Genomic DNA, 17,160 nt, shown 5'->3' on the forward strand with positions numbered 1-17,160 from the left:
CGATGTCGACCATCGATCCGCGCGATTGGATCGCCTCCGACCCCGATCCCCTGACCCGGGCCGAGCTTTCCGCGCTCGCGCCCGATCGACTCGACGAACGTTTCGCCGACACACTTCGTTTCGGCACCGCCGGACTCCGTGGTCCGGTGCGTGCCGGGCCTGCCGGCATGAACGTGGCGGTGGTCACCCGTGCCACCCACGCCCTGGGATGCGCCCTGCTCGACGACGGAGCGGCGGGGGCGACAGTGGTGGTGGGCCGGGATGCCCGTCACGGCTCGCGTGCCTTCGCCACTGCGACGGCCGAAGTCCTTGCCGCGCAGGGATTCGATGTCGTCGCGCTGTCCGGACCGACACCCACGCCGCTGGTCGCATTCGCATGCCGCGACTTCGATGCCGCCGCGGCGGTGGCCGTCACGGCGTCCCACAACCCGCCGACCGACAACGGCTATAAGGTCTATCTCGCCGGCGGCGCGCAACTCGTACCACCGGCCGATCGGCGGATCGAACAGCTGATTGCGACTGCTCCACCGGCGAACACCATAGGCAGACAACGGGTCTCGACGGACTCGCGCGACGGCGCGAACACTGCTCGCTACCTCGACCGGCTCGAGGCGCGATTCGGGCGCGTGCACGGTTCGCCGGTGCGGGTAGCACTCACCGCGATGCATGGGGTCGGCGGCGCCCTCGCGCTCGCGGCATTGCGGCGCGCCGGATTTCCAGACGTACACGTCGTCGCCGAGCAGTTCGCCCCGGACCCCGACTTTCCCACCGTACGTTTTCCCAACCCCGAGGAACCCGGCTCGTCGGATCGGGTACTCGCGCTGGCCGAACGCATCGACGCCGACCTGGCGATCGCACTCGACCCCGATGCCGACCGCTGTGCGATCGGCACCCGGGTCCACGGCACCTGGCGCATGCTGACCGGCGACGAGACAGGCGCTCTGCTGGGCGCGCATCTACTCGCCACCACCGATCTCGCGGCACCCGTCGTGGCCAGCACCATCGTGTCCGGCTCGATGCTGCAGGCCGTCGCGTCGGCCGCAGGCGCCCGCCACGTACGTACTCTCACCGGATTCAAATGGCTTGTGCGGGCAGGAGAACCGCTTCTGTACGCCTACGAGGAGGCCATCGGACACTGCGTGGATCCCGACGCGGTCCGCGACAAGGACGGGATCGCCACCGCCGTGGTGGCCGCCCTGCTCACCCACCAGCGGGTCGCGATGCGGTCGGACCTGTCTGCCGCCGTCGACGAACTCTCGCTCGCGCACGGCGTCCACGTCACCACCCAGCGATCGATACGCGTCACCGACATCGGACTCATCGCCGACCTGATGTCGTCGCTGCGACGGTCGCCACCCCGTGCGCCTGCCGGGATTCCGGTCGACGTCGAGGACTACGCCATCCGCGACGACGGATTGCGCACAGACGCAGTGCAACTGACCGGGCGCACCGCCGACGGCATCTCCCTACGGGTGATCGCCCGGCCGTCGGGTACCGAGCCGAAGCTCAAGTACTACCTCGAGGTCGTGGCGCCCCCTGGTCGGGCAGACATCGCGCAGACGTCCGACCACCTGCACGAACTCGCCGCCCGGGTGGCAGCCGAGCTACCCGGAGGAGAACCGTGAGCCGTCCGACCCCGCAGCCGCACGACCGCTCCCCCTGGTCGTCGCCGATCGTGATCGTCGCCATCGCGGCCGGAGTTCTGATCGTCGTCGCGGGCGCGCTCGCAGCGTTGCTCCTGCTCGACGACCGGACCCCGGAATCGCCCGCGGCGGCGTCGTCGGCACCGCCTGCTGTGCCGACGATCGTCACCAGCACCGTCACCGACATCGCAACCTCGACGGCAACCATCACCACCGAACGCCCACACCCCACCGTTCCCGGCGCCGACTGGCAGGGATACCCGGACGGCCCGCGCTGCAACGGGGCCGACGACCCGGCCGTGATGATCGGCGAGACGACACGCTCCCGAGTCATCGTGTGCCAGGTCGGCACGCAGTCGGGGCGGTCGTACTACAAGGGCCTCGCCGACGGGCAGGGCGTCGAGGTGGACTACCCACGGCGGATCGGCGACACCTTCGCGGTCACCAACAACGGTGTGACATACGTCATCTCGCCCGAGTCGCTGGTCATCTCACAGGGCGGGGAGACGGTCGCCGACGAGCCGATGATCGCCCACTGGCTACGGTGAGGTCGTGCACACGGCTACCGAACCGATTCTCGACGCCTCTGACATCGACGTTGTCCGCAGTGGCCGTCCGCTGCTGCATGACGTGAGCCTGCGGGTGGCCCCCGGGGAACATTGGGCCCTGCTCGGGCCCAACGGTGCAGGCAAGTCCACGTTGATGACGATCCTCGGCGCTCGCGGCCACCCGACGACAGGTTCGGTGGACGTGCTGGGCCAACGACTCGGACGCGTGGACATGCGTGAACTGCGCACACATATCGGACATGTCGACCCTCGCTGGCGGATCGACATCCCCCTCACCGCCCACGAGGTGGTGCTGACCGGACTGACCAACACACCGGAACTCGATCGCCGACACGACTACACCGACGACGAGCACCGCCACGCCGACGCGTTGCTCGAACTCCTCGGCATGACCCTGCGTCGCGACTCGCTGTGGCCGGTGATGAGTCAGGGCGAGCGCGGCCGGACATTGATCGCACGCGCCCTCATGCCACGGCCCGCATTGCTGCTCCTCGACGAACCGGCGACCGGGCTCGACCTCGCCGCGCGGGAGAAGCTGCTCACCGGCATCGACCAATTACGTTCGGAGGTGCCGAATCTGGCGAGCGTACTGGTGACCCACCACCTCGAGGACCTGCCCGCGAGCACATCTCATGCGATGCTGCTGCGCGACGGCGAGGTGGTCGCGGCCGGGCCGGTCGACGATGCGCTCACGTCGACGACGATCAGCGTGTGCTTCGACCACGATGTGGTGGTCCGCCGCGAGGGCGGCCGCTGGGCGGCCGTCGCCGCCTGACGCTGGACCCAGCGGTCAGCGCGGACCGAACTGGCGGTCCCCCGCGTCGCCGAGACCCGGCACGATGTACGACGTGTCGTCCAGCCCGTCGTCGACGGCGGCGACCACGAGACGCACGGGATGACCGGACGTCTCCAATGCGGCGACTCCCTCCGGTGCCGCAACGACACAGACAGCGGTGATGTCGGTGGCATGCCGGGAAACCAGCAGGTCGATCGTGTGCAGCATCGAACCGCCGGTGGCCAGCATCGGATCCAACACGAACACGGGGAGTCCGGCCAGATCGTCCGGCAGCGACTCCAGGTACGGCACCGGTTGTGCGGTGGCCTCGTCGCGTGCGACGCCGACGAACCCGACGTGCGATTCCGGCACCATGGCGTGGGCCTGCTCCACCATCCCGAGCCCCGCCCGCAGCACCGGTACGAGAAGTGGCGGTGTGGCCAACCGCGTACCCGCGAATGCGATCAACGGCGTCTCGATCGGCACCGACTCGGTCGGCGCCCCCGCGAGCGCCTCGTAGATCAGCATCTGCGTCAGATCCGAGAGCGCAGCACGGAACCGGGCATTGTCGGTGGTCTTGTCCCGCATGGTCGTCAACCGCGCGGCCGCCAGCGGGTGATCGACGATCTGTACCTGCATGACACACACCCTAAGTGGAACCGGACCGGCCGGGCGGACGTCAGATCAAACATGACCGACGTAACCGTCCAGCCCGACTCGCTGACCGCGTATGCGCGCGGGCAACAATCCGCCGCCGCCGAGATCCGAGCGCACACGGCCCGCCAGCGCGGCGAGGTCGGAGCGCTCACCATGACCTTCGGCGTCATCGGCGCCGAGTTCCTCGCCGCGACCGCATACGCCCTCGATTCCCGCGCGCACAGCCTCGACGGCGTCGCCGGGCGGCATCAGAGCCAGGGCGAGCGTAGCCGGGCCGCCACGTCCCGCTACGTCGACACCGACGTCGGCAGTGCGGCGACCGTGACGTCGGCGATGACGCCGTCGGTCGCGCTCCCCGATCGGGAGCTGCGACTCTGATGCTCACCATCGACATCCTCATCGCGCCCCTCCGGATCCTGATCACCGCGCTCGGCACCGGGGTTCTGCCGTCCGACAATCCCGCCGACCGGCTCCGCACGGCCACCCCGCAACTCGAACAGATCCGGCAGGCGTCCATCGCCTCCACCGAGCAGGCGTCGCGGACGTGGCATGGCTCGGGCGCAGACAGTGCCGTCGTCGCCGCCGACCGAAACCACTGCACCATCGCGGACGTCGCCACCACCGGCAGCGAGATCGCGGCGCTGATCGAGGAGGCCGGACTCAAGGTGAAGGTCGCAGCCGATCACCTCAACGCCCTGATCGACTCGTTTCAGCGCGCAGCGTCGGCGCTCGGGCCGACGCTGTTCAGCCCCCAGGGCCTGGCGATGATCCTGCCGGTCGCCCTCGATCACGTGGGCCGAGGCATGCAGATCGTGGCACGCGCACAAGCCGAACTGGAGTCGGACACCAACCGGATGATGGCTCTTGCGCGCCACAACGCACCGGCGGAGGTCAGCGGTCACCCCACCACGCGCGCCGCCGGCGGTATCCCCATCGAGCTGCCCGACGGGTCCACCTCATACGCACCGGACGAACGAGCCGCCAAGGCCGTCCGTGCAGCCTTGAGCCAGCGCGGCGTGCCCTATGTCTGGGGCGGCACCACGCCCGGCGGCTTCGACTGCAGCGGGCTCACGCAGTGGTCATACCGCCAGGCCGGGCTGGACCTCCCCCGCCTGGCCCAAGATCAGGACACCGCCGGGGTACCGGTGAGCCAGTCCCGACTACAGCCCGGCGATCTCGCAGTCTGGGACGGACACGTGGCGATGTATGTGGGCAACAATCAACTCGTGGAGGCAGGCGATCCGGTTCAGGTGTCACCATTGCGCACCACCAATGCCGGTCAGGGCTTCCAAGGCTTCTTCCGCCCGCGGTGACGACGCATGCGCAACGACCGGCGTTCATCGCCCGGTCGCGGGGGCGCCACCCGAGTTCACAGGTCGGATCGCTACGCTGTGTCCTCATGGCCGGAGACATCGTCCCCATCGAGCTCGGACTCACCGACGGAAACACCTTCACCCTCTGGGCACCCCGGTGGCGAGAGGGTGACGACGAGTGGGAGGCGTTCCTCGGACTCGACGAGGATCTGTATGGCTTCCCGGGCGTCGCGGAGCTGGCCGCGTTCATCCGCGCCGGCGACGACAACGACCTCGCCGATCATCCGGCGTGGTCGACGGTCGTCGGAGTGCAGGCCGACGAACTGGTGCCCGACGACAAGCACACCTACGACCTGGTCGGGGTGCCCGAGCTCGCCGCCGAGGACCCCAGCCCGGAGGTGATCGCCGAACTCGAGGATGCACTCGAGATCGTCCGGATCCTCGGCGAGGTCTGCGAACTGACCGTCATCACCAAATTCTTCAACGGCAATCCGATCCTGGGAGCCGTCACCACCGGGACCCGCAACTTCGTCGGACGCGAGGGCGTCGACCTGTGGGTGCGGATCGGCCGCCTGATCGCGAAGCATTGGGACGACGTCATCGACGCGATCGACGATGTGATCAGCACTCCCGACGTGGACGCGGCAGCCGTCTCCACCGCGGAGGCCGAACTCGAGGCCGCCGCCTCGGCCGAAGATGAGGACGAGCCCGACGACGACGATCTCGAGCTGGTCGACGGCGACGCCGACGATTCCGCGGACGAGACCGATGAAGCGGACGACGACGAAGATGACGACGATGTCGATGACGAGATCGACGACGACGACTTCTGGGCCAACATCGGCATCGATCCGATCCGGATCGTGACCGGCGATGGCGAATACCTTTCCCTGCGTTGCTATCTCGGCGACGACCCGGTGTTCCTCGGCGCCGACGGCAAGATCTTCGTGTTCACCTCCGCGCGATCGCTGAGCCGCTACCTCGCCGACTCGCGCGACCACGATCTCACCGAGTTGTCGACGTTCGACGAGGTGCGAACCTCGGCCACCGACGGTTCACTCGAGTTCGACGTCATCGACGACAACGTGTACGTGTTGCCGGGATTGGTGGACGACATCGCCGACGGTCCGCGCCGCATCGACCGCAATCAGCTCGACCTCGCGGTCGAACTCCTCACCGATGCAGCGGACTACGCCGACGATGACTCGGTCAACGAGGCCCTCGGCTCGACAACGCCGCTGGGCTGGTTCGTCGATTACGCGGTCAACCCCGACCCCAAGCGCATGGCACCGAGCCCGCCTTTCGACAACGAGTCCGAAGCCTGGCGTGCGCTGGTACACGACTTCGAAGACCGCCTGGTCAAGAAGTCCTGACGCGCGGCCCATCCCCGCCCCCCGTCCCCGACCCCGCTGATCGAGTAGGTACCGAGCGCAGCGAGGCACCGTATCGAGATCGCCCGGCCAACCCCCCCGCCGATCGAGTAGGTACCGAGCGCAGCGAGGCACCGTATCGAGATCACCCGGCCAACCCCCCCCGCCGATCGAGTAGGTACCGAGCGCAGCGAGGCACCGTATCGAGATCACCCGGCCAACCCCCCGCTGATCGAGTAGGTACCGAGCGCAGCGAGGCACCGCATCGAGATCACCCGGCCAACCCCCCGCCGATCGAGTAGGTACCGAGCGCAGCGAGGCACCGCATCGAGATCGCCCCGGCCGACCTCAGCCCACCAGCACCGCGTACCCGGGTTTGATGACGTCGTCGATGAGCGCGAGTCGCTCGTCGAAATGGATGAATGCCGACTTCATCGCATTCACCGTGAACCGCTCGAAGTCGGCCCAGCCGTACCCGAACTGCTGGGCCAGTCGGTAGAACTCCTTGCTCATGGTGGTGTCGCTCATGAGCCGATTGTCGGTGTTGACCGTCACCCGGAAGCGCAGGCGAGCGAGGACGTTGAACGGATGCTCCGCGATCGAGGCGACCGCACCCGTCTGGACGTTGGAACTCGGGCACAGCTCCAGCGGGATACGCTTGTCCCGCACCATGTTCGCGATCTGCCCAAGCTCCACTCCGTCGAACGACTCGGCGGCCAGGTCCGTGCCCGGCGGCAACGTGATGTCGTCGATGACCCGGACCCCGTGCCCGAGGCGATCGGTGCCGCAGAAAGCGATCGCCTCATGGATCGACGGCAACCCGAACGCCTCACCGGCGTGAATGGTGAAGTGCGCGTTGTTCGCGCGCATGAACTCGAACGCATCGAGATGCCGGGTCGGCGGATTTCCCGCCTCGGCACCCGCGATGTCGAAGCCCACCACACCGTCGTCCCGGTATCGCACCGCCAGCTCGGCGATCTCCTGCGACCGGGCGGCGTGGCGCATGGCGGTCACCAGGCACCGCACCAGGATCGGACGCCCCTGCGCCTCGGCCTCTGCCTCCCCGTCGCGAAAACCCGCCAGCACCGCCTCCACCACCTCATCGAGCGTCATCCCGCGTGCGAGGTGTTGCTCGGGCGCGTATCGCACCTCGGCGTACACCACCCCGTCGGCAGCCAGATCTCGCACGCATTCGAGAGCCACACGTCTCAGCGCAGACGGGGTCTGCATCACCGCGACGGTATGCGCGAACGTCTCGAGATAGCGCTCGAGCGAACCGCTGTCCGCCGCGTCACGGAACCAGCGGGCCAGCGATTCCGCGTCGTCGGCCGGAAGGTCCGGATAGCCCACCTCGCGCGCTAGTTCGAGAACTGTCGCCGGGCGCAGACCGCCGTCGAGGTGATCGTGGAGCACCACCTTGGGTGCCAGCGAGATGTTGGGGAGGTCCAGCGGCCGCCCGGGCGGCGTCGTCGGGTCGTCGGGCGTCATGAACCGACGGTAACGCGGTCGGCGACCAACGGCCTGCGTTGTGGCGCAGAATCTCCGATTCCGACCGCGGTCGCCAATGCGGCCCGCGCCGCGGCAAGGCGCTCCGGGGTCTGGGTGTGCAGCGTGAACAACCGATCGCCCGCCGTCACCCGATCGCCCGGCTTGGCGTGCAACGTGATTCCGGCCTCGGCCTGCACCGCCTCACCCGGGACGGCGCGCCCCGCGCCGAGACGCCACGCCGCGACCCCGACCGCCATCGCATCGAGCCGTGTGACGATCCCCGACTGCGTGGCCTGCACCGACTCGGTGTGCCGGGCACGAGGCAGCGGCGCATCGGGGTCGCCGCCCTGCGCCGCGATCATCGCGCGCCAGGTGTCCATCGCGGTCCCGTCTGCCAGATGTTGTGCAGGATCTGCATCGGTGAGGCCTGCCGCGTCGAGCATCTCCCGTGCCAGCGCAAGCGTCAGCTCGACCACGTCGGCGGGGCCGCCGCCGGCGAGCACCTCCACCGACTCGGCGACCTCAAGCGCGTTGCCCGCGGTGCGACCGAGAGGGGTGTTCATATCCGTCAGCAGGGCGGTCGTCGACACGCCCGCCGCATGCCCGAGCCACACCATCGTCTCGGCGAGCTCCCGGCTCTGCTCTTCCGCCTTGAGAAAGGCCCCGCTACCGAACTTCACGTCGAGGACCAGCGCCCCGGTGCCCTCGGCGATCTTCTTGCTCATGATCGAGCTGGCCACCAGTGGAATGGATTCGACGGTCCCGGTCACATCGCGCAACGCATAGAGACGCCGATCGGCGGGCGCGAGGTCACCTCCGGCGGCGCACACCACCGCACCGACCCGTTCGAGTTGCTCGCTCATCTCGGCGGCAGAAATGTCGGCACGCCAGCCCCGGATCGACTCGAGCTTGTCCAGAGTTCCGCCCGTGTGGCCCAGCCCGCGGCCGGACAGCTGGGGAACTGCCACGCCGAACGAGGCAACCAGCGGCGCCAACGGCAGCGTGATCTTGTCCCCGACACCGCCCGTCGAATGCTTGTCGACGGTCACCAACCGACGGCCACCACGCCGCAGGCCGGAAAAGTCCATCCGCCGTCCCGAATCGATCATCGCCTGCGTCCACCGCGAGATCTCACGACGATTCATCCCACGAAGGAAGATCGCCATCAACAGGGCGGACATCTGCTCGTCGACCACGCGCCCGCTCGCTCCGCTCCCGGCGCCGTGCTGATTCGGCCCGCTCGCTCCGCTCCCGGCGCCCTGCCGATTCGGCCCGCTCGCTCCGCTCCCGGCGCCGCTCGAATCCGGCCCGCTCGCTCCGCTCCCGGCGCCGTGCGTATACCGGTCGATCACCCAGTCGATCTGACTGTCCGTCAGCTCTCCGCCATCGCGTTTGGTGGTGATCACCGAGATCGCGTCGATGATCTCGGCATCCTCGGCACCGCTCCGATCCGCCAACGTCGACTCCTGATCGCTCATCGGCCCGCCGCCAGATCATCGGGGCCGAACGCATCGGGCAGCAGATGGCCCAGGGTCGTCGACCCGCGCGGGTGGTCCACCGCCAGCCCGGGACCACCGTGTTCGAGCAGCACCTGCCGGCACCGACCACAGGGCATGAGGATCTCGCCCCGGGAGTCGCAGACCGACACCGCGATCAGCCGTCCCCCGCCCGTCGCGAACAGATGTGCGCAGAGTGCGATCTCGGCGCAGATGCCGAGTCCGTATGAGACATTTTCCACATTGCAGCCCAGAACCAGGCGTCCATCGAGGGTGAGCCCGGATGCGCCGACCGGAAACCCGGAATACGGAGCATAGGCTCGATCCAGCATCGATGATGCCTTGTCCCGCAACAGATTCCAGTCAATCTCGGGAACCAAACCGAACTCCTCACAATCGGCACGGACGACCAGGATGTGACATCCCTTACCAGCGCAAAGCTTGGTAAGGCAAACCTAAGTCGAGATCAGTTGTCGCCCAAATCGGTTCGGGCAATTTATGCGCGGGGTCAGCATAGGTTTAAAGTCTCTTGCATGGGTCCACGGCCGAGCCTGATAATGCCGACTCGGCACATCCATCGACGCTGTTGGAGGCCAATTTCCCGATGAGCACCCCGACCGAGGTAGCACCGGACCCGGTGCGCAAACGCTCCCTGTATCGCGGCGACCCAGGCATGTGGTCGTGGGTGTTGCACCGGATCACCGGTGTCACCATCTTCTTCTTCTTGTTCGTCCACGTGCTGGACACCGCGGTCATCAGGATCGATCCGAACAAGTACTCCGAGGTCATCGAGACCTACAAAACGCCGATCATCGGCCTGATGGAGATCGCACTCGTCGCCTGCGTGCTGTACCACGCGTTCAACGGCGTCCGCATCATCCTGATCGACTTCTGGTCGAAGGGCCCCAAGTACCAGCGGCAGATGCTGTGGGCGATCGTGACCGTCTTCGTCATCGTGTTCGGCGCGGCGGCCATCCGCCTGCTGCAGATCCTGATCACCCACTCGTTCTAGGAGGCACCTGATGACTGCATCGCAAGCCACTCCGGGTGCCGCCAAAACGCTGGGCACCGAGTACGACCGGCCCGCGAGTCTGGACAACCCGCGGTCGCCGCGCATGCGCAAGGGCGGCAACTTCGAGAAGTACGCCTGGCTGTTCATGCGCTTCTCGGGTCTGGCCCTGATCATCCTGACCATCGGTCACATGTTCATCATGCTCGCCTGGGACGACGGCGTGCACCGCATCGACGCCTCGTTCGTCGCGGCGCGGTGGCGTGAGCCGTTCTGGCAGATCTGGGATCTCACCATGCTCTGGCTCGCCCAGCTGCACGGCGGCAACGGCGTCCGGACCGTGATCGCGGACTACTCGCGCAAGGACTCCACCCGATTCTGGCTGAACGTGCTGCTCGGCATCTCGATGATCCTGGTGCTCGTGCTCGGCACGTACGCGCTGCTGACCTTCGACGTGAACAGCGTCGGCTAGAGGAGATTGACGAACTTATGCAGGAACATCGCTACGACGTTGTCATCGTTGGGGCCGGAGGCGCCGGGATGCGCGCCGCCATCGAGTCCGCGCCCCGCGCCCGGACCGCGGTCCTGACCAAGCTCTACCCCACCCGCAGCCACACCGGCGCCGCCCAGGGCGGTATGTGCGCCGCACTGGCGAACGTGGAAGAGGACAACTGGGAGTGGCACACCTTCGACACCGTCAAGGGCGGCGACTACCTCGCCGACCAGGATGCGGTCGAGATCATGGCCAAGGAGGCCATCGACGCGGTCCTCGACCTCGAGAAGATGGGACTCCCGTTCAACCGGACCCCCGAGGGCAAGATCGATCAGCGCCGATTCGGCGGCCACACCCGCGACCACGGCAAGTCCCCGGTCCGCCGTGCGTGCTACGCCGCCGACCGCACCGGCCACATGATCCTGCAGACCCTGTATCAGAACTGCGTCAAGAACGACGTCGAGTTCTTCAACGAGTTCTACGCCCTCGACATCTGCCTCGGTGAGAACGAGAACGGCGAGTCGGTGGCGACGGGCGTCGTCGCCTACGAGCTGTCGACCGGCGAGATCCACGTGTTCCACGCCAAGTCGATCGTGTTCGCGACCGGCGGCTCGGGACGCATGTACAAGACCACATCCAATGCCCACACCCTCACCGGTGACGGCATGGGCATCGTCTTCCGCAAGGGACTTCCCTTGGAAGACATGGAGTTCCATCAGTTCCATCCGACCGGCCTGGCCGGACTCGGCATCCTCATCTCCGAGGCCGTCCGCGGCGAGGGCGGCATCCTGCGCAACGCCGACGGCGAGCGCTTCATGGAGCGGTACGCGCCGACCATCAAGGACCTCGCCCCACGCGACATCGTGGCCCGGTCGATGGTTCTCGAGGTTCTCGAAGGACGCGGCGCCGGCCCGAACAAGGACTACGTCTACATCGACGTGACCCACCTCGGCGAGGACGTGCTCAACGAGAAGCTGCCCGACATCACCGAGTTCGCCCGCACCTACCTCGGCGTCGACCCGGTCACCGAGTACGTCCCGGTGTATCCGACCTGTCATTACGTGATGGGCGGTATCCCGACCAACATCGAGGGCCAGGTTCTGCGCAACAACGACGAGGTCGTCCACGGCCTGTACGCGGCGGGTGAATGCGCCTGTGTCTCGGTGCACGGCGCCAATCGCCTCGGTACCAACTCTCTGCTGGACATCAACGTCTTCGGACGTCGTGCCGGTATCGCCGCGGCCGAGTACGCCACGTCCGCCGACTTCGTCGAGTTGCCCGAGAACCCGACCAAGATGGTCGACACCTGGCTGGAACTGATGTTGTCGGACCACGGACACGAACGCGTCGCCGACATCCGCACCGAATTGCAGGTGACGATGGACAACAACGCCTCGGTGTTCCGCACCGAGGAGACCCTCAAGCAGGCACTCACCGACGTCCACGCACTCAAGGAGCGCTACTCACACGTCCGTGTCCACGACAAGGGCAAGCGCTTCAACAGCGATCTCCTCGAAGCGATCGAGCTCGGCTTCCTGTTGGAGATGGCGGAGGTGACGGTGGTCGGCGCGCTGAACCGCAAGGAGTCGCGCGGCGGTCACGCCCGCGAGGACTACCCCGACCGGGACGACGTCAACTACATGCGCCACACGATGGCCTACAAGAAGGGCACCGACCTTCTCTCGGACATCGAGTTGGATTACAAGCCCGTGGTGCAGACCCGCTACGAGCCGATGGAGCGTAAGTACTGATGACAGCAATCATGGAGAACCCCGCGCCCTCGTCCGACGAGCCACCACTGCCGCCGGTACCCGACGAGGCCACCATGGTGACCTTGAAGATCTTCCGGTTCAACCCGGAAGACCCCGACGCGCAGGGATTCGAGAGCTTCCGGGTGCCTGCCCTGCCCACCGACCGCCTGCTCAATCTCCTGCTCTACGTGAAGGGTTACCTCGACGGCACCCTCACGTTCCGGCGCAGCTGCGCGCACGGCGTGTGTGGCTCCGACGCGATGCGCATCAACGGTGTGAACCGCCTGGCCTGCAAGCTCCTGATGAAGGACATGCTCCCGAAGGACAACAGCAAAGAGATCACCATCACCATCGAGCCCATCAAGGGCCTTCCGGTGGAGAAGGACCTCGTGGTCGACATGGAGCCGTTCTTCGACGCGTACCGCGCGATCAAGCCGTTCCTGATCACCTCCGGCAACGAGCCGACGCGTGAGCGCATCCAGAGCCAGCATGACCGTGCCCGCTTCGACGACACCACCAAGTGCATCCTCTGTGCCTGCTGCACCACGAGTTGCCCGGTGTTCTGGAACGAGGGCAGTTACTTCGGGCCCGCCGCCATCGTCAACGCGCACCGGTTCATCTTCGACAGCCGCGACGAGGCCGCCATCGAGCGCCTCGACATCCTCAACGACGTCGACGGCGTCTGGCGCTGCCGGACCACATTCAACTGCACCGATGCATGCCCCCGCGGCATCCAGGTCACCCAGGCGATCCAAGAGGTCAAGCGCGCCCTGATGTTCTCGCGCTGAGCACCTGCTCTCGCCTATCCAGCAGATTCTTTCTCTGCAGCCCCGACACGGCCCCTCCCACAGCCCGGGAGGGGCTGTGTCGTCGGTGGGTGAGTGAGTCCGGAACGCGATGGAACCGCACGATGACGGCGCGCGTCCAATCATCATGACTCGTACCCACCTCGTGATCGCCGGCCTCATCCTGACCCTCGGCCTCGGACCGATCCTTGCCCCGGCCCTCGGAGTGCCATTCGCCGACGCGAGCCCGAGATATCCGGGCACCGGCGACCGGATCACCGTCGTCCTCACCTCGGACCGACAGGTCAACAGCACTGTGGTCTGGTACGACTCGCACAACCGGATGCGGCGCCAGAGCGACCTCCCACTCCGTCGCTTCGACAAGCGCACAGGTCTGTGGACAGGATCGCTCGTGTTCACGAGCCGGGTTCGCCACCAGAAGATCGACACGCTGTTCCAGTCGAACGGCCGTTTCGCCGCGTGTGCCGTCTGGGTGAACACGACGAAGATGCGCGAGAAGTCCGCCCGCTCGCCACGATATGCAACCACCTACTGTCGCTGAGTGACTGAATCCGTCGTTCAATCAAGGGCATACGAGAGAATCTCTCCTTGCCGCGCGGATTCTCTGCGGAAACCGTAGTCTTATCCCACCATTGCCACAGGAGTGGGAGACACCATGGCAGAAACCGTGCACGCCGAGATCCACGCGGGTGAGAAAGGCCTCCGGGCCGGCTCCATCGGTCTGCTCGGGAATGTCATCATCGGGCTGTCGGCGGTTGCGCCGGCCTACAGCCTCGCCGCCACCCTGGGTTACGTGGTGGCGGCCGTCCACACCAAGGCCCCGGCGATGTTCGTCCTCGCCTTCATCCCGATGCTCCTGGTCGCCTTCGCCTACCGCGAACTCTCCCAGGACACGCCTGACTGCGGCACCACCTTCACGTGGGGCACCAAGGCCTTCGGGCCGTGGATCGGCTGGATCGGCGGATGGGGACTTGCCGTCTCGGCCATCATCGTCCTGGCGAATGTCGCCGAGATCGCGGCCGTCTACCTACTGAAGTTCCTCGGCCTGGACACACTCGCCGAGACCCTCTGGGTCAAGGTCCTGCTGGGCTGCCTGTTCATCGCGGCGATGACCTGGATCAGCATTCGCGGAATCGTCATCAGCGAGCGAATCCAGGCCGTGCTGATGTTCGTCCAGTTCGCCGTGCTGATCCTCGCGAGCGTGATCGCACTGGTGAAGGTCGGCGTCGGCACCGCAGGCCCGCAGGCCATCTCCCCCGAGGTCGGCTGGCTGTGGCCGGGCGGACTGACCCAATCCGAGATCGCCGCCGCCGTGATCCTCTGCATCTTCATCTATTGGGGTTGGGACGCGTGTCTGGCCATCGGCGAAGAGACCAAAGATCCCGCGAAGACTCCCGGTCGGGCCGCGGTGATCACCTGCGTCATCCTGGTCGCCACGTACGTGCTGGTCGCCTACGCGATCGAGTCGTTCGCAGGTTTCGGCGAGACAGGCATCGGACTGAACAACCCGGAGAACACCGACGACGTGCTCACCACGCTGGGCGAACCCGTCGCCGGCGGCGTGATGGCCGCAGCACTACTGCTCACGGTCAGCATCTCGGCGCTGTCCTCCACCCAGTCGACCATCCTGCCCACCGCTCGGGGCAGTTTGTCGATGGCCGTCTACAAGGCGCTCCCGGAGCGGTTCGCCCAGATTCATCCTCGCTACATGACACCGGCATTCGGCACCGCCGTCATGGGCATCTCGGCATTGACGTTCTACCTGGTGCTGTCATTCCTCAGCCAGAACACACTCGGCGACTCCATCGCGTCGTTGGGACTGGCCGTGGCGTTCTACTACGGCATCACCGCGTTCTCGTGCGTCTGGTACTTCCGACGGACACTGTCCTCCTCGGCACGTCATTTCTTCATGCGCGGACTGTTCCCCTTGCTGGGCGGTATCGCGATGACCTGGGCGTTCGTCAAGAGTGCAATCGACATGATCGCGCCAGACTACGGGTCCACATCGGTCGGTGGGGTCGGCGGCGTGTTCATCCTCGGCGTCGGCATGCTCGTCCTCGGCGTACCCCTGATGCTGGCCTGTTATGCGCACAACAGCAGTTTCTTCAAGGGCCAGACCCTTGATGCGAACACCGAAGTGAAGGTGCCCGATGTCTACTGATCCGACCCCACGACTCGCGGTCGGCTACCTGGCCACCCCATCCGGTCTCGACGGGATCGCACTCGCGGTGGTGATCGCCCGCGCGACAGGCGCGGCCATCGATCTGATCTGCGTCGTCCGTCCGGTCGGACACGACGGCCAGCCGGGCCTCCGCGAATATCAGGAGCGGTTGGAGAACCAAGCCGCGCAGTGGCTCGCCGACGGCGCGGAACACATACCGCCCGGTATCGAGACCCGGACCGTGGTGGCCGTCGACGACTCGTTCGCCGACGGCCTGATCGGGATGGCTCAGCGATCCAAGGCGGCGATGATCGTGGTCGGTGGCGCCGATGACGGCCTGCTACGGCGACACAGCCTCGGGACGGTGAGCACCGGGTTGCTCCACTCGTCACCGCTGCCGGTCGCACTCGCACCCCGGGGCTACTCCGACAATGCTGCGGCACAATTGGATTCGATCACCGTCGCGGTATCGTCGAAGCCCGGGCGCAGCGACCCGCTGCCGTTCGCCGTCGCCATGGCCGAGAATGCCGGCCTCGATCTCCGCCTGCTGTCGCTGGTCTCCCTCGACTCCCCGTTCGATGACGAGACCAGCCGCGCCGCACGTGAGCTGCAGGTCGCGACCGCCCGCGCACTGCTCGACAAGACCCGCGCCACGGTGACCGGCGATCTCGAGGTCGACGTGCTGGTCGCCGACGGTGCGACACTCGACGAGGCGCTGGACAACCTCCCCTGGGACGACGGTGACGTCGTGGCGATCGGCTCCGGTCATCTGGGTGCGGCCCGACGGGTCTTTCTCGGCAGTACGGCCGCCCGAATACTGCGCTGGACCACCGCACCGGTCATCGTGGTGCCCAGGTCGGGATGACCATGATGGCCACCCAGCGAATCCGCGTGCTGGAACTGCGGCATGCCGAAGTCGAGACCCCCGGGGCGTACTCGACCGCACTCGATGAACTCGCCGATGTCGAGACGGTCCGCGCCTGGCGGGAACCGTTGCCGGACAAGATGACCGGGTTCGACGCCATCATCGTGATGGGCGGACCCATGGGCGTCGGGGACGCCGATGCGATCCCGTGGATCGCATCGGAGATCGTCTTTCTGCGCGACGCGGTCGCCGTCGGCATCCCGGTCTGGGGAGTCTGCCTCGGTTCGCAGCTGCTCGCGGCGGCGCTGGGCGCCGATGTCTTCCGGGGCGACGTGCCCGAGATCGGCGTGCGAGAGGTGACGCTGAACAGCGACGGCATCGCCGACCCGGTGTGGGGCGCCACGCCGTCGGCCGCGTTCGAAACCGTGCAGTGGCATTTCGACACCTTCGCACTCCCTGCCGGGGCCACGCTGTTGGCCGGCTCGGCTCTATACCCGAATCAGTTGTTCCGGTATGGCAACAGCTATGGGGTGCAGTTCCATCTGGAGGCAGGCGGAGCCCTCATCCGCCGCTGGCTGCACGGGGAATCGCGCAATGAGGTCGAGGCCGCGATCGGACGTGCCGCGGTGGATCGGTTCGCCGACGACGCGGCGAACGCCGAGGCGCTGACGGCACCCCTGTCGGCCGCGGTCATGCGACGCTGGCTGGCCTCGGTGGCGACCCACCGGCCCGCCGGGTGACCGGCCGCGCCGCCCACTCGCCTG

Annotated in this window: 18 protein-coding genes; 14 read left to right on the top strand and 4 right to left on the bottom strand. The window is 66.9% G+C overall.

The window, feature by feature from the left end; all coding sequences use genetic code 11:
* Positions 1 to 2 precede the first annotated feature (2 nt).
* From IDF66_RS15230 to IDF66_RS15240, 3 genes are read left to right on the top strand one after another with little or no spacing between them, the layout of a single operon-like run.
* Positions 3 to 1,625: a phospho-sugar mutase gene (locus tag IDF66_RS15230; RefSeq protein ID WP_190267608.1), complete on the top strand. Its 1,623-nt coding sequence runs from the start codon at positions 3 to 5 to the stop codon at positions 1,623 to 1,625.
* Positions 1,622 to 2,191, top strand: coding sequence for a hypothetical protein (locus tag IDF66_RS15235; protein WP_190267609.1), 570 nt, complete (start codon positions 1,622 to 1,624; stop codon positions 2,189 to 2,191). The genes IDF66_RS15230 and IDF66_RS15235 overlap by 4 nt, the downstream gene beginning before the upstream one ends.
* 4 nt (positions 2,192 to 2,195) lie before the next feature.
* Positions 2,196 to 2,987, top strand: coding sequence for an ABC transporter ATP-binding protein (locus IDF66_RS15240; protein ID WP_190267610.1), 792 nt, complete (start codon positions 2,196 to 2,198; stop codon positions 2,985 to 2,987).
* Between the two features lie 15 nt (positions 2,988 to 3,002).
* On the opposite strand, the gene upp is transcribed toward IDF66_RS15240, so the two are convergent.
* Positions 3,003 to 3,626, bottom strand: a complete 624-nt coding sequence (gene upp / locus IDF66_RS15245; protein WP_164308438.1) for a uracil phosphoribosyltransferase — start codon at positions 3,624 to 3,626, stop codon at positions 3,003 to 3,005.
* Positions 3,627 to 3,677: 51 nt separating this feature from the next.
* Between upp and IDF66_RS15250 the strand changes: the two genes are divergently transcribed.
* The 3 genes from IDF66_RS15250 (at position 3,678) to IDF66_RS15260 (ending at position 6,330) form a co-directional block, all read left to right on the top strand.
* Positions 3,678 to 4,022 carry a type VII secretion target gene (locus tag IDF66_RS15250; RefSeq protein ID WP_190267611.1) on the top strand — a complete coding sequence of 115 codons (345 nt, stop codon included), beginning with the start codon at positions 3,678 to 3,680 and terminating at the stop codon, positions 4,020 to 4,022.
* Complete coding sequence (locus tag IDF66_RS15255; protein ID WP_190267612.1) at positions 4,022 to 4,957, top strand: C40 family peptidase; 936 nt, start codon at positions 4,022 to 4,024, stop codon at positions 4,955 to 4,957. The genes IDF66_RS15250 and IDF66_RS15255 overlap by 1 nt, the downstream gene beginning before the upstream one ends.
* An 86-nt stretch (positions 4,958 to 5,043) precedes the next feature.
* On the top strand, positions 5,044 to 6,330 hold the full coding sequence (locus IDF66_RS15260; RefSeq protein WP_190267613.1) for a primosomal protein: 1,287 nt from the start codon (positions 5,044 to 5,046) through the stop codon (positions 6,328 to 6,330).
* Positions 6,331 to 6,675: 345 nt separating this feature from the next.
* Here IDF66_RS15260 and IDF66_RS15265 read toward each other — a convergent pair whose 3' ends face one another.
* Genes IDF66_RS15265 through IDF66_RS15275 form a run of 3 tightly spaced genes read right to left on the bottom strand, consistent with a single transcriptional unit; the run spans position 6,676 to position 9,691 of the window.
* Positions 6,676 to 7,815 carry an adenosine deaminase gene (locus IDF66_RS15265; RefSeq protein WP_190267614.1) on the bottom strand — a complete coding sequence of 380 codons (1,140 nt, stop codon included), beginning with the start codon at positions 7,813 to 7,815 and terminating at the stop codon, positions 6,676 to 6,678.
* Positions 7,812 to 9,293 carry a thymidine phosphorylase gene (locus tag IDF66_RS15270; protein ID WP_190267615.1) on the bottom strand — a complete coding sequence of 494 codons (1,482 nt, stop codon included), beginning with the start codon at positions 9,291 to 9,293 and terminating at the stop codon, positions 7,812 to 7,814. Before IDF66_RS15270 ends, IDF66_RS15265 begins: the two co-directional genes overlap by 4 nt.
* The gene (locus IDF66_RS15275) at positions 9,290 to 9,691 is read right to left on the bottom strand and encodes a cytidine deaminase (RefSeq protein WP_190267616.1); all 402 of its coding nucleotides are present in this window, start codon (positions 9,689 to 9,691) and stop codon (positions 9,290 to 9,292) included. The genes IDF66_RS15270 and IDF66_RS15275 overlap by 4 nt, the downstream gene beginning before the upstream one ends.
* A gap of 224 nt (positions 9,692 to 9,915) precedes the next feature.
* On the opposite strand from IDF66_RS15275, the gene sdhC reads away from it, so the two are divergent.
* The 8 genes from sdhC to IDF66_RS15315 all read left to right on the top strand — a co-directional run bounded on the left by sdhC (position 9,916) and on the right by IDF66_RS15315 (position 17,136).
* Positions 9,916 to 10,323, top strand: a complete 408-nt coding sequence (sdhC, locus tag IDF66_RS15280) for a succinate dehydrogenase, cytochrome b556 subunit (RefSeq protein ID WP_164308431.1) — start codon at positions 9,916 to 9,918, stop codon at positions 10,321 to 10,323.
* A gap of 10 nt (positions 10,324 to 10,333) precedes the next feature.
* The gene (locus tag IDF66_RS15285) at positions 10,334 to 10,792 is read left to right on the top strand and encodes a succinate dehydrogenase hydrophobic membrane anchor subunit (RefSeq protein ID WP_164308430.1); all 459 of its coding nucleotides are present in this window, start codon (positions 10,334 to 10,336) and stop codon (positions 10,790 to 10,792) included.
* A 17-nt stretch (positions 10,793 to 10,809) separates the two neighbouring features.
* Entirely contained in the window at positions 10,810 to 12,564 is a 1,755-nt protein-coding gene (gene sdhA / locus IDF66_RS15290; RefSeq protein WP_164308429.1) for a succinate dehydrogenase flavoprotein subunit, read from the top strand.
* Positions 12,564 to 13,352, top strand: coding sequence for a succinate dehydrogenase iron-sulfur subunit (locus IDF66_RS15295; RefSeq protein WP_164308428.1), 789 nt, complete (start codon positions 12,564 to 12,566; stop codon positions 13,350 to 13,352). The genes sdhA and IDF66_RS15295 overlap by 1 nt, the downstream gene beginning before the upstream one ends.
* Positions 13,353 to 13,497: 145 nt before the next feature.
* Entirely contained in the window at positions 13,498 to 13,911 is a 414-nt protein-coding gene (locus tag IDF66_RS15300) for a hypothetical protein (RefSeq protein WP_190267617.1), read from the top strand.
* Between the two features lie 114 nt (positions 13,912 to 14,025).
* A complete protein-coding gene (locus IDF66_RS15305; protein WP_190267618.1) occupies positions 14,026 to 15,531 on the top strand; it encodes an APC family permease in 1,506 nt (501 codons plus the stop codon).
* Positions 15,521 to 16,396 (top strand): universal stress protein, encoded by an 876-nt coding sequence (locus IDF66_RS15310; protein WP_190267619.1) that lies wholly within the window; start codon positions 15,521 to 15,523, stop codon positions 16,394 to 16,396. The genes IDF66_RS15305 and IDF66_RS15310 overlap by 11 nt, the downstream gene beginning before the upstream one ends.
* A gap of 5 nt (positions 16,397 to 16,401) precedes the next feature.
* A complete protein-coding gene (locus IDF66_RS15315) occupies positions 16,402 to 17,136 on the top strand; it encodes a type 1 glutamine amidotransferase (protein WP_190268025.1) in 735 nt (244 codons plus the stop codon).
* The last annotated feature ends 24 nt before the right edge of the window (positions 17,137 to 17,160 follow it).

This window comes from Gordonia hankookensis, assembly GCF_014673215.1.
Lineage (GTDB): Bacteria > Actinomycetota > Actinomycetes > Mycobacteriales > Mycobacteriaceae > Gordonia > Gordonia hankookensis.

What these genes read in the sequence shown, in the direction of transcription:
- IDF66_RS15230 (WP_190267608.1), top strand. Translation starts at nt 3, where the DNA reads ATGTCGACCATCGATCCGCGCGATTGGATCGCCTCCGACCCCGATCCC.
- upp (WP_164308438.1), bottom strand. Translation starts at nt 3,626, where the DNA reads ATGCAGGTACAGATCGTCGATCACCCGCTGGCGGCCGCGCGGTTGACG.
- IDF66_RS15250 (WP_190267611.1), top strand. Translation starts at nt 3,678, where the DNA reads ATGACCGACGTAACCGTCCAGCCCGACTCGCTGACCGCGTATGCGCGC.
- IDF66_RS15255 (WP_190267612.1), top strand. Translation starts at nt 4,022, where the DNA reads ATGCTCACCATCGACATCCTCATCGCGCCCCTCCGGATCCTGATCACC.
- IDF66_RS15260 (WP_190267613.1), top strand. Translation starts at nt 5,044, where the DNA reads ATGGCCGGAGACATCGTCCCCATCGAGCTCGGACTCACCGACGGAAAC.
- IDF66_RS15265 (WP_190267614.1), bottom strand. Translation starts at nt 7,815, where the DNA reads ATGACGCCCGACGACCCGACGACGCCGCCCGGGCGGCCGCTGGACCTC.
- IDF66_RS15270 (WP_190267615.1), bottom strand. Translation starts at nt 9,293, where the DNA reads ATGAGCGATCAGGAGTCGACGTTGGCGGATCGGAGCGGTGCCGAGGAT.
- sdhC (WP_164308431.1), top strand. Translation starts at nt 9,916, where the DNA reads ATGAGCACCCCGACCGAGGTAGCACCGGACCCGGTGCGCAAACGCTCC.
- IDF66_RS15285 (WP_164308430.1), top strand. Translation starts at nt 10,334, where the DNA reads ATGACTGCATCGCAAGCCACTCCGGGTGCCGCCAAAACGCTGGGCACC.
- sdhA (WP_164308429.1), top strand. Translation starts at nt 10,810, where the DNA reads ATGCAGGAACATCGCTACGACGTTGTCATCGTTGGGGCCGGAGGCGCC.
- IDF66_RS15295 (WP_164308428.1), top strand. Translation starts at nt 12,564, where the DNA reads ATGACAGCAATCATGGAGAACCCCGCGCCCTCGTCCGACGAGCCACCA.
- IDF66_RS15300 (WP_190267617.1), top strand. Translation starts at nt 13,498, where the DNA reads ATGACTCGTACCCACCTCGTGATCGCCGGCCTCATCCTGACCCTCGGC.
- IDF66_RS15305 (WP_190267618.1), top strand. Translation starts at nt 14,026, where the DNA reads ATGGCAGAAACCGTGCACGCCGAGATCCACGCGGGTGAGAAAGGCCTC.
- IDF66_RS15310 (WP_190267619.1), top strand. Translation starts at nt 15,521, where the DNA reads ATGTCTACTGATCCGACCCCACGACTCGCGGTCGGCTACCTGGCCACC.
- IDF66_RS15315 (WP_190268025.1), top strand. Translation starts at nt 16,402, where the DNA reads ATGGCCACCCAGCGAATCCGCGTGCTGGAACTGCGGCATGCCGAAGTC.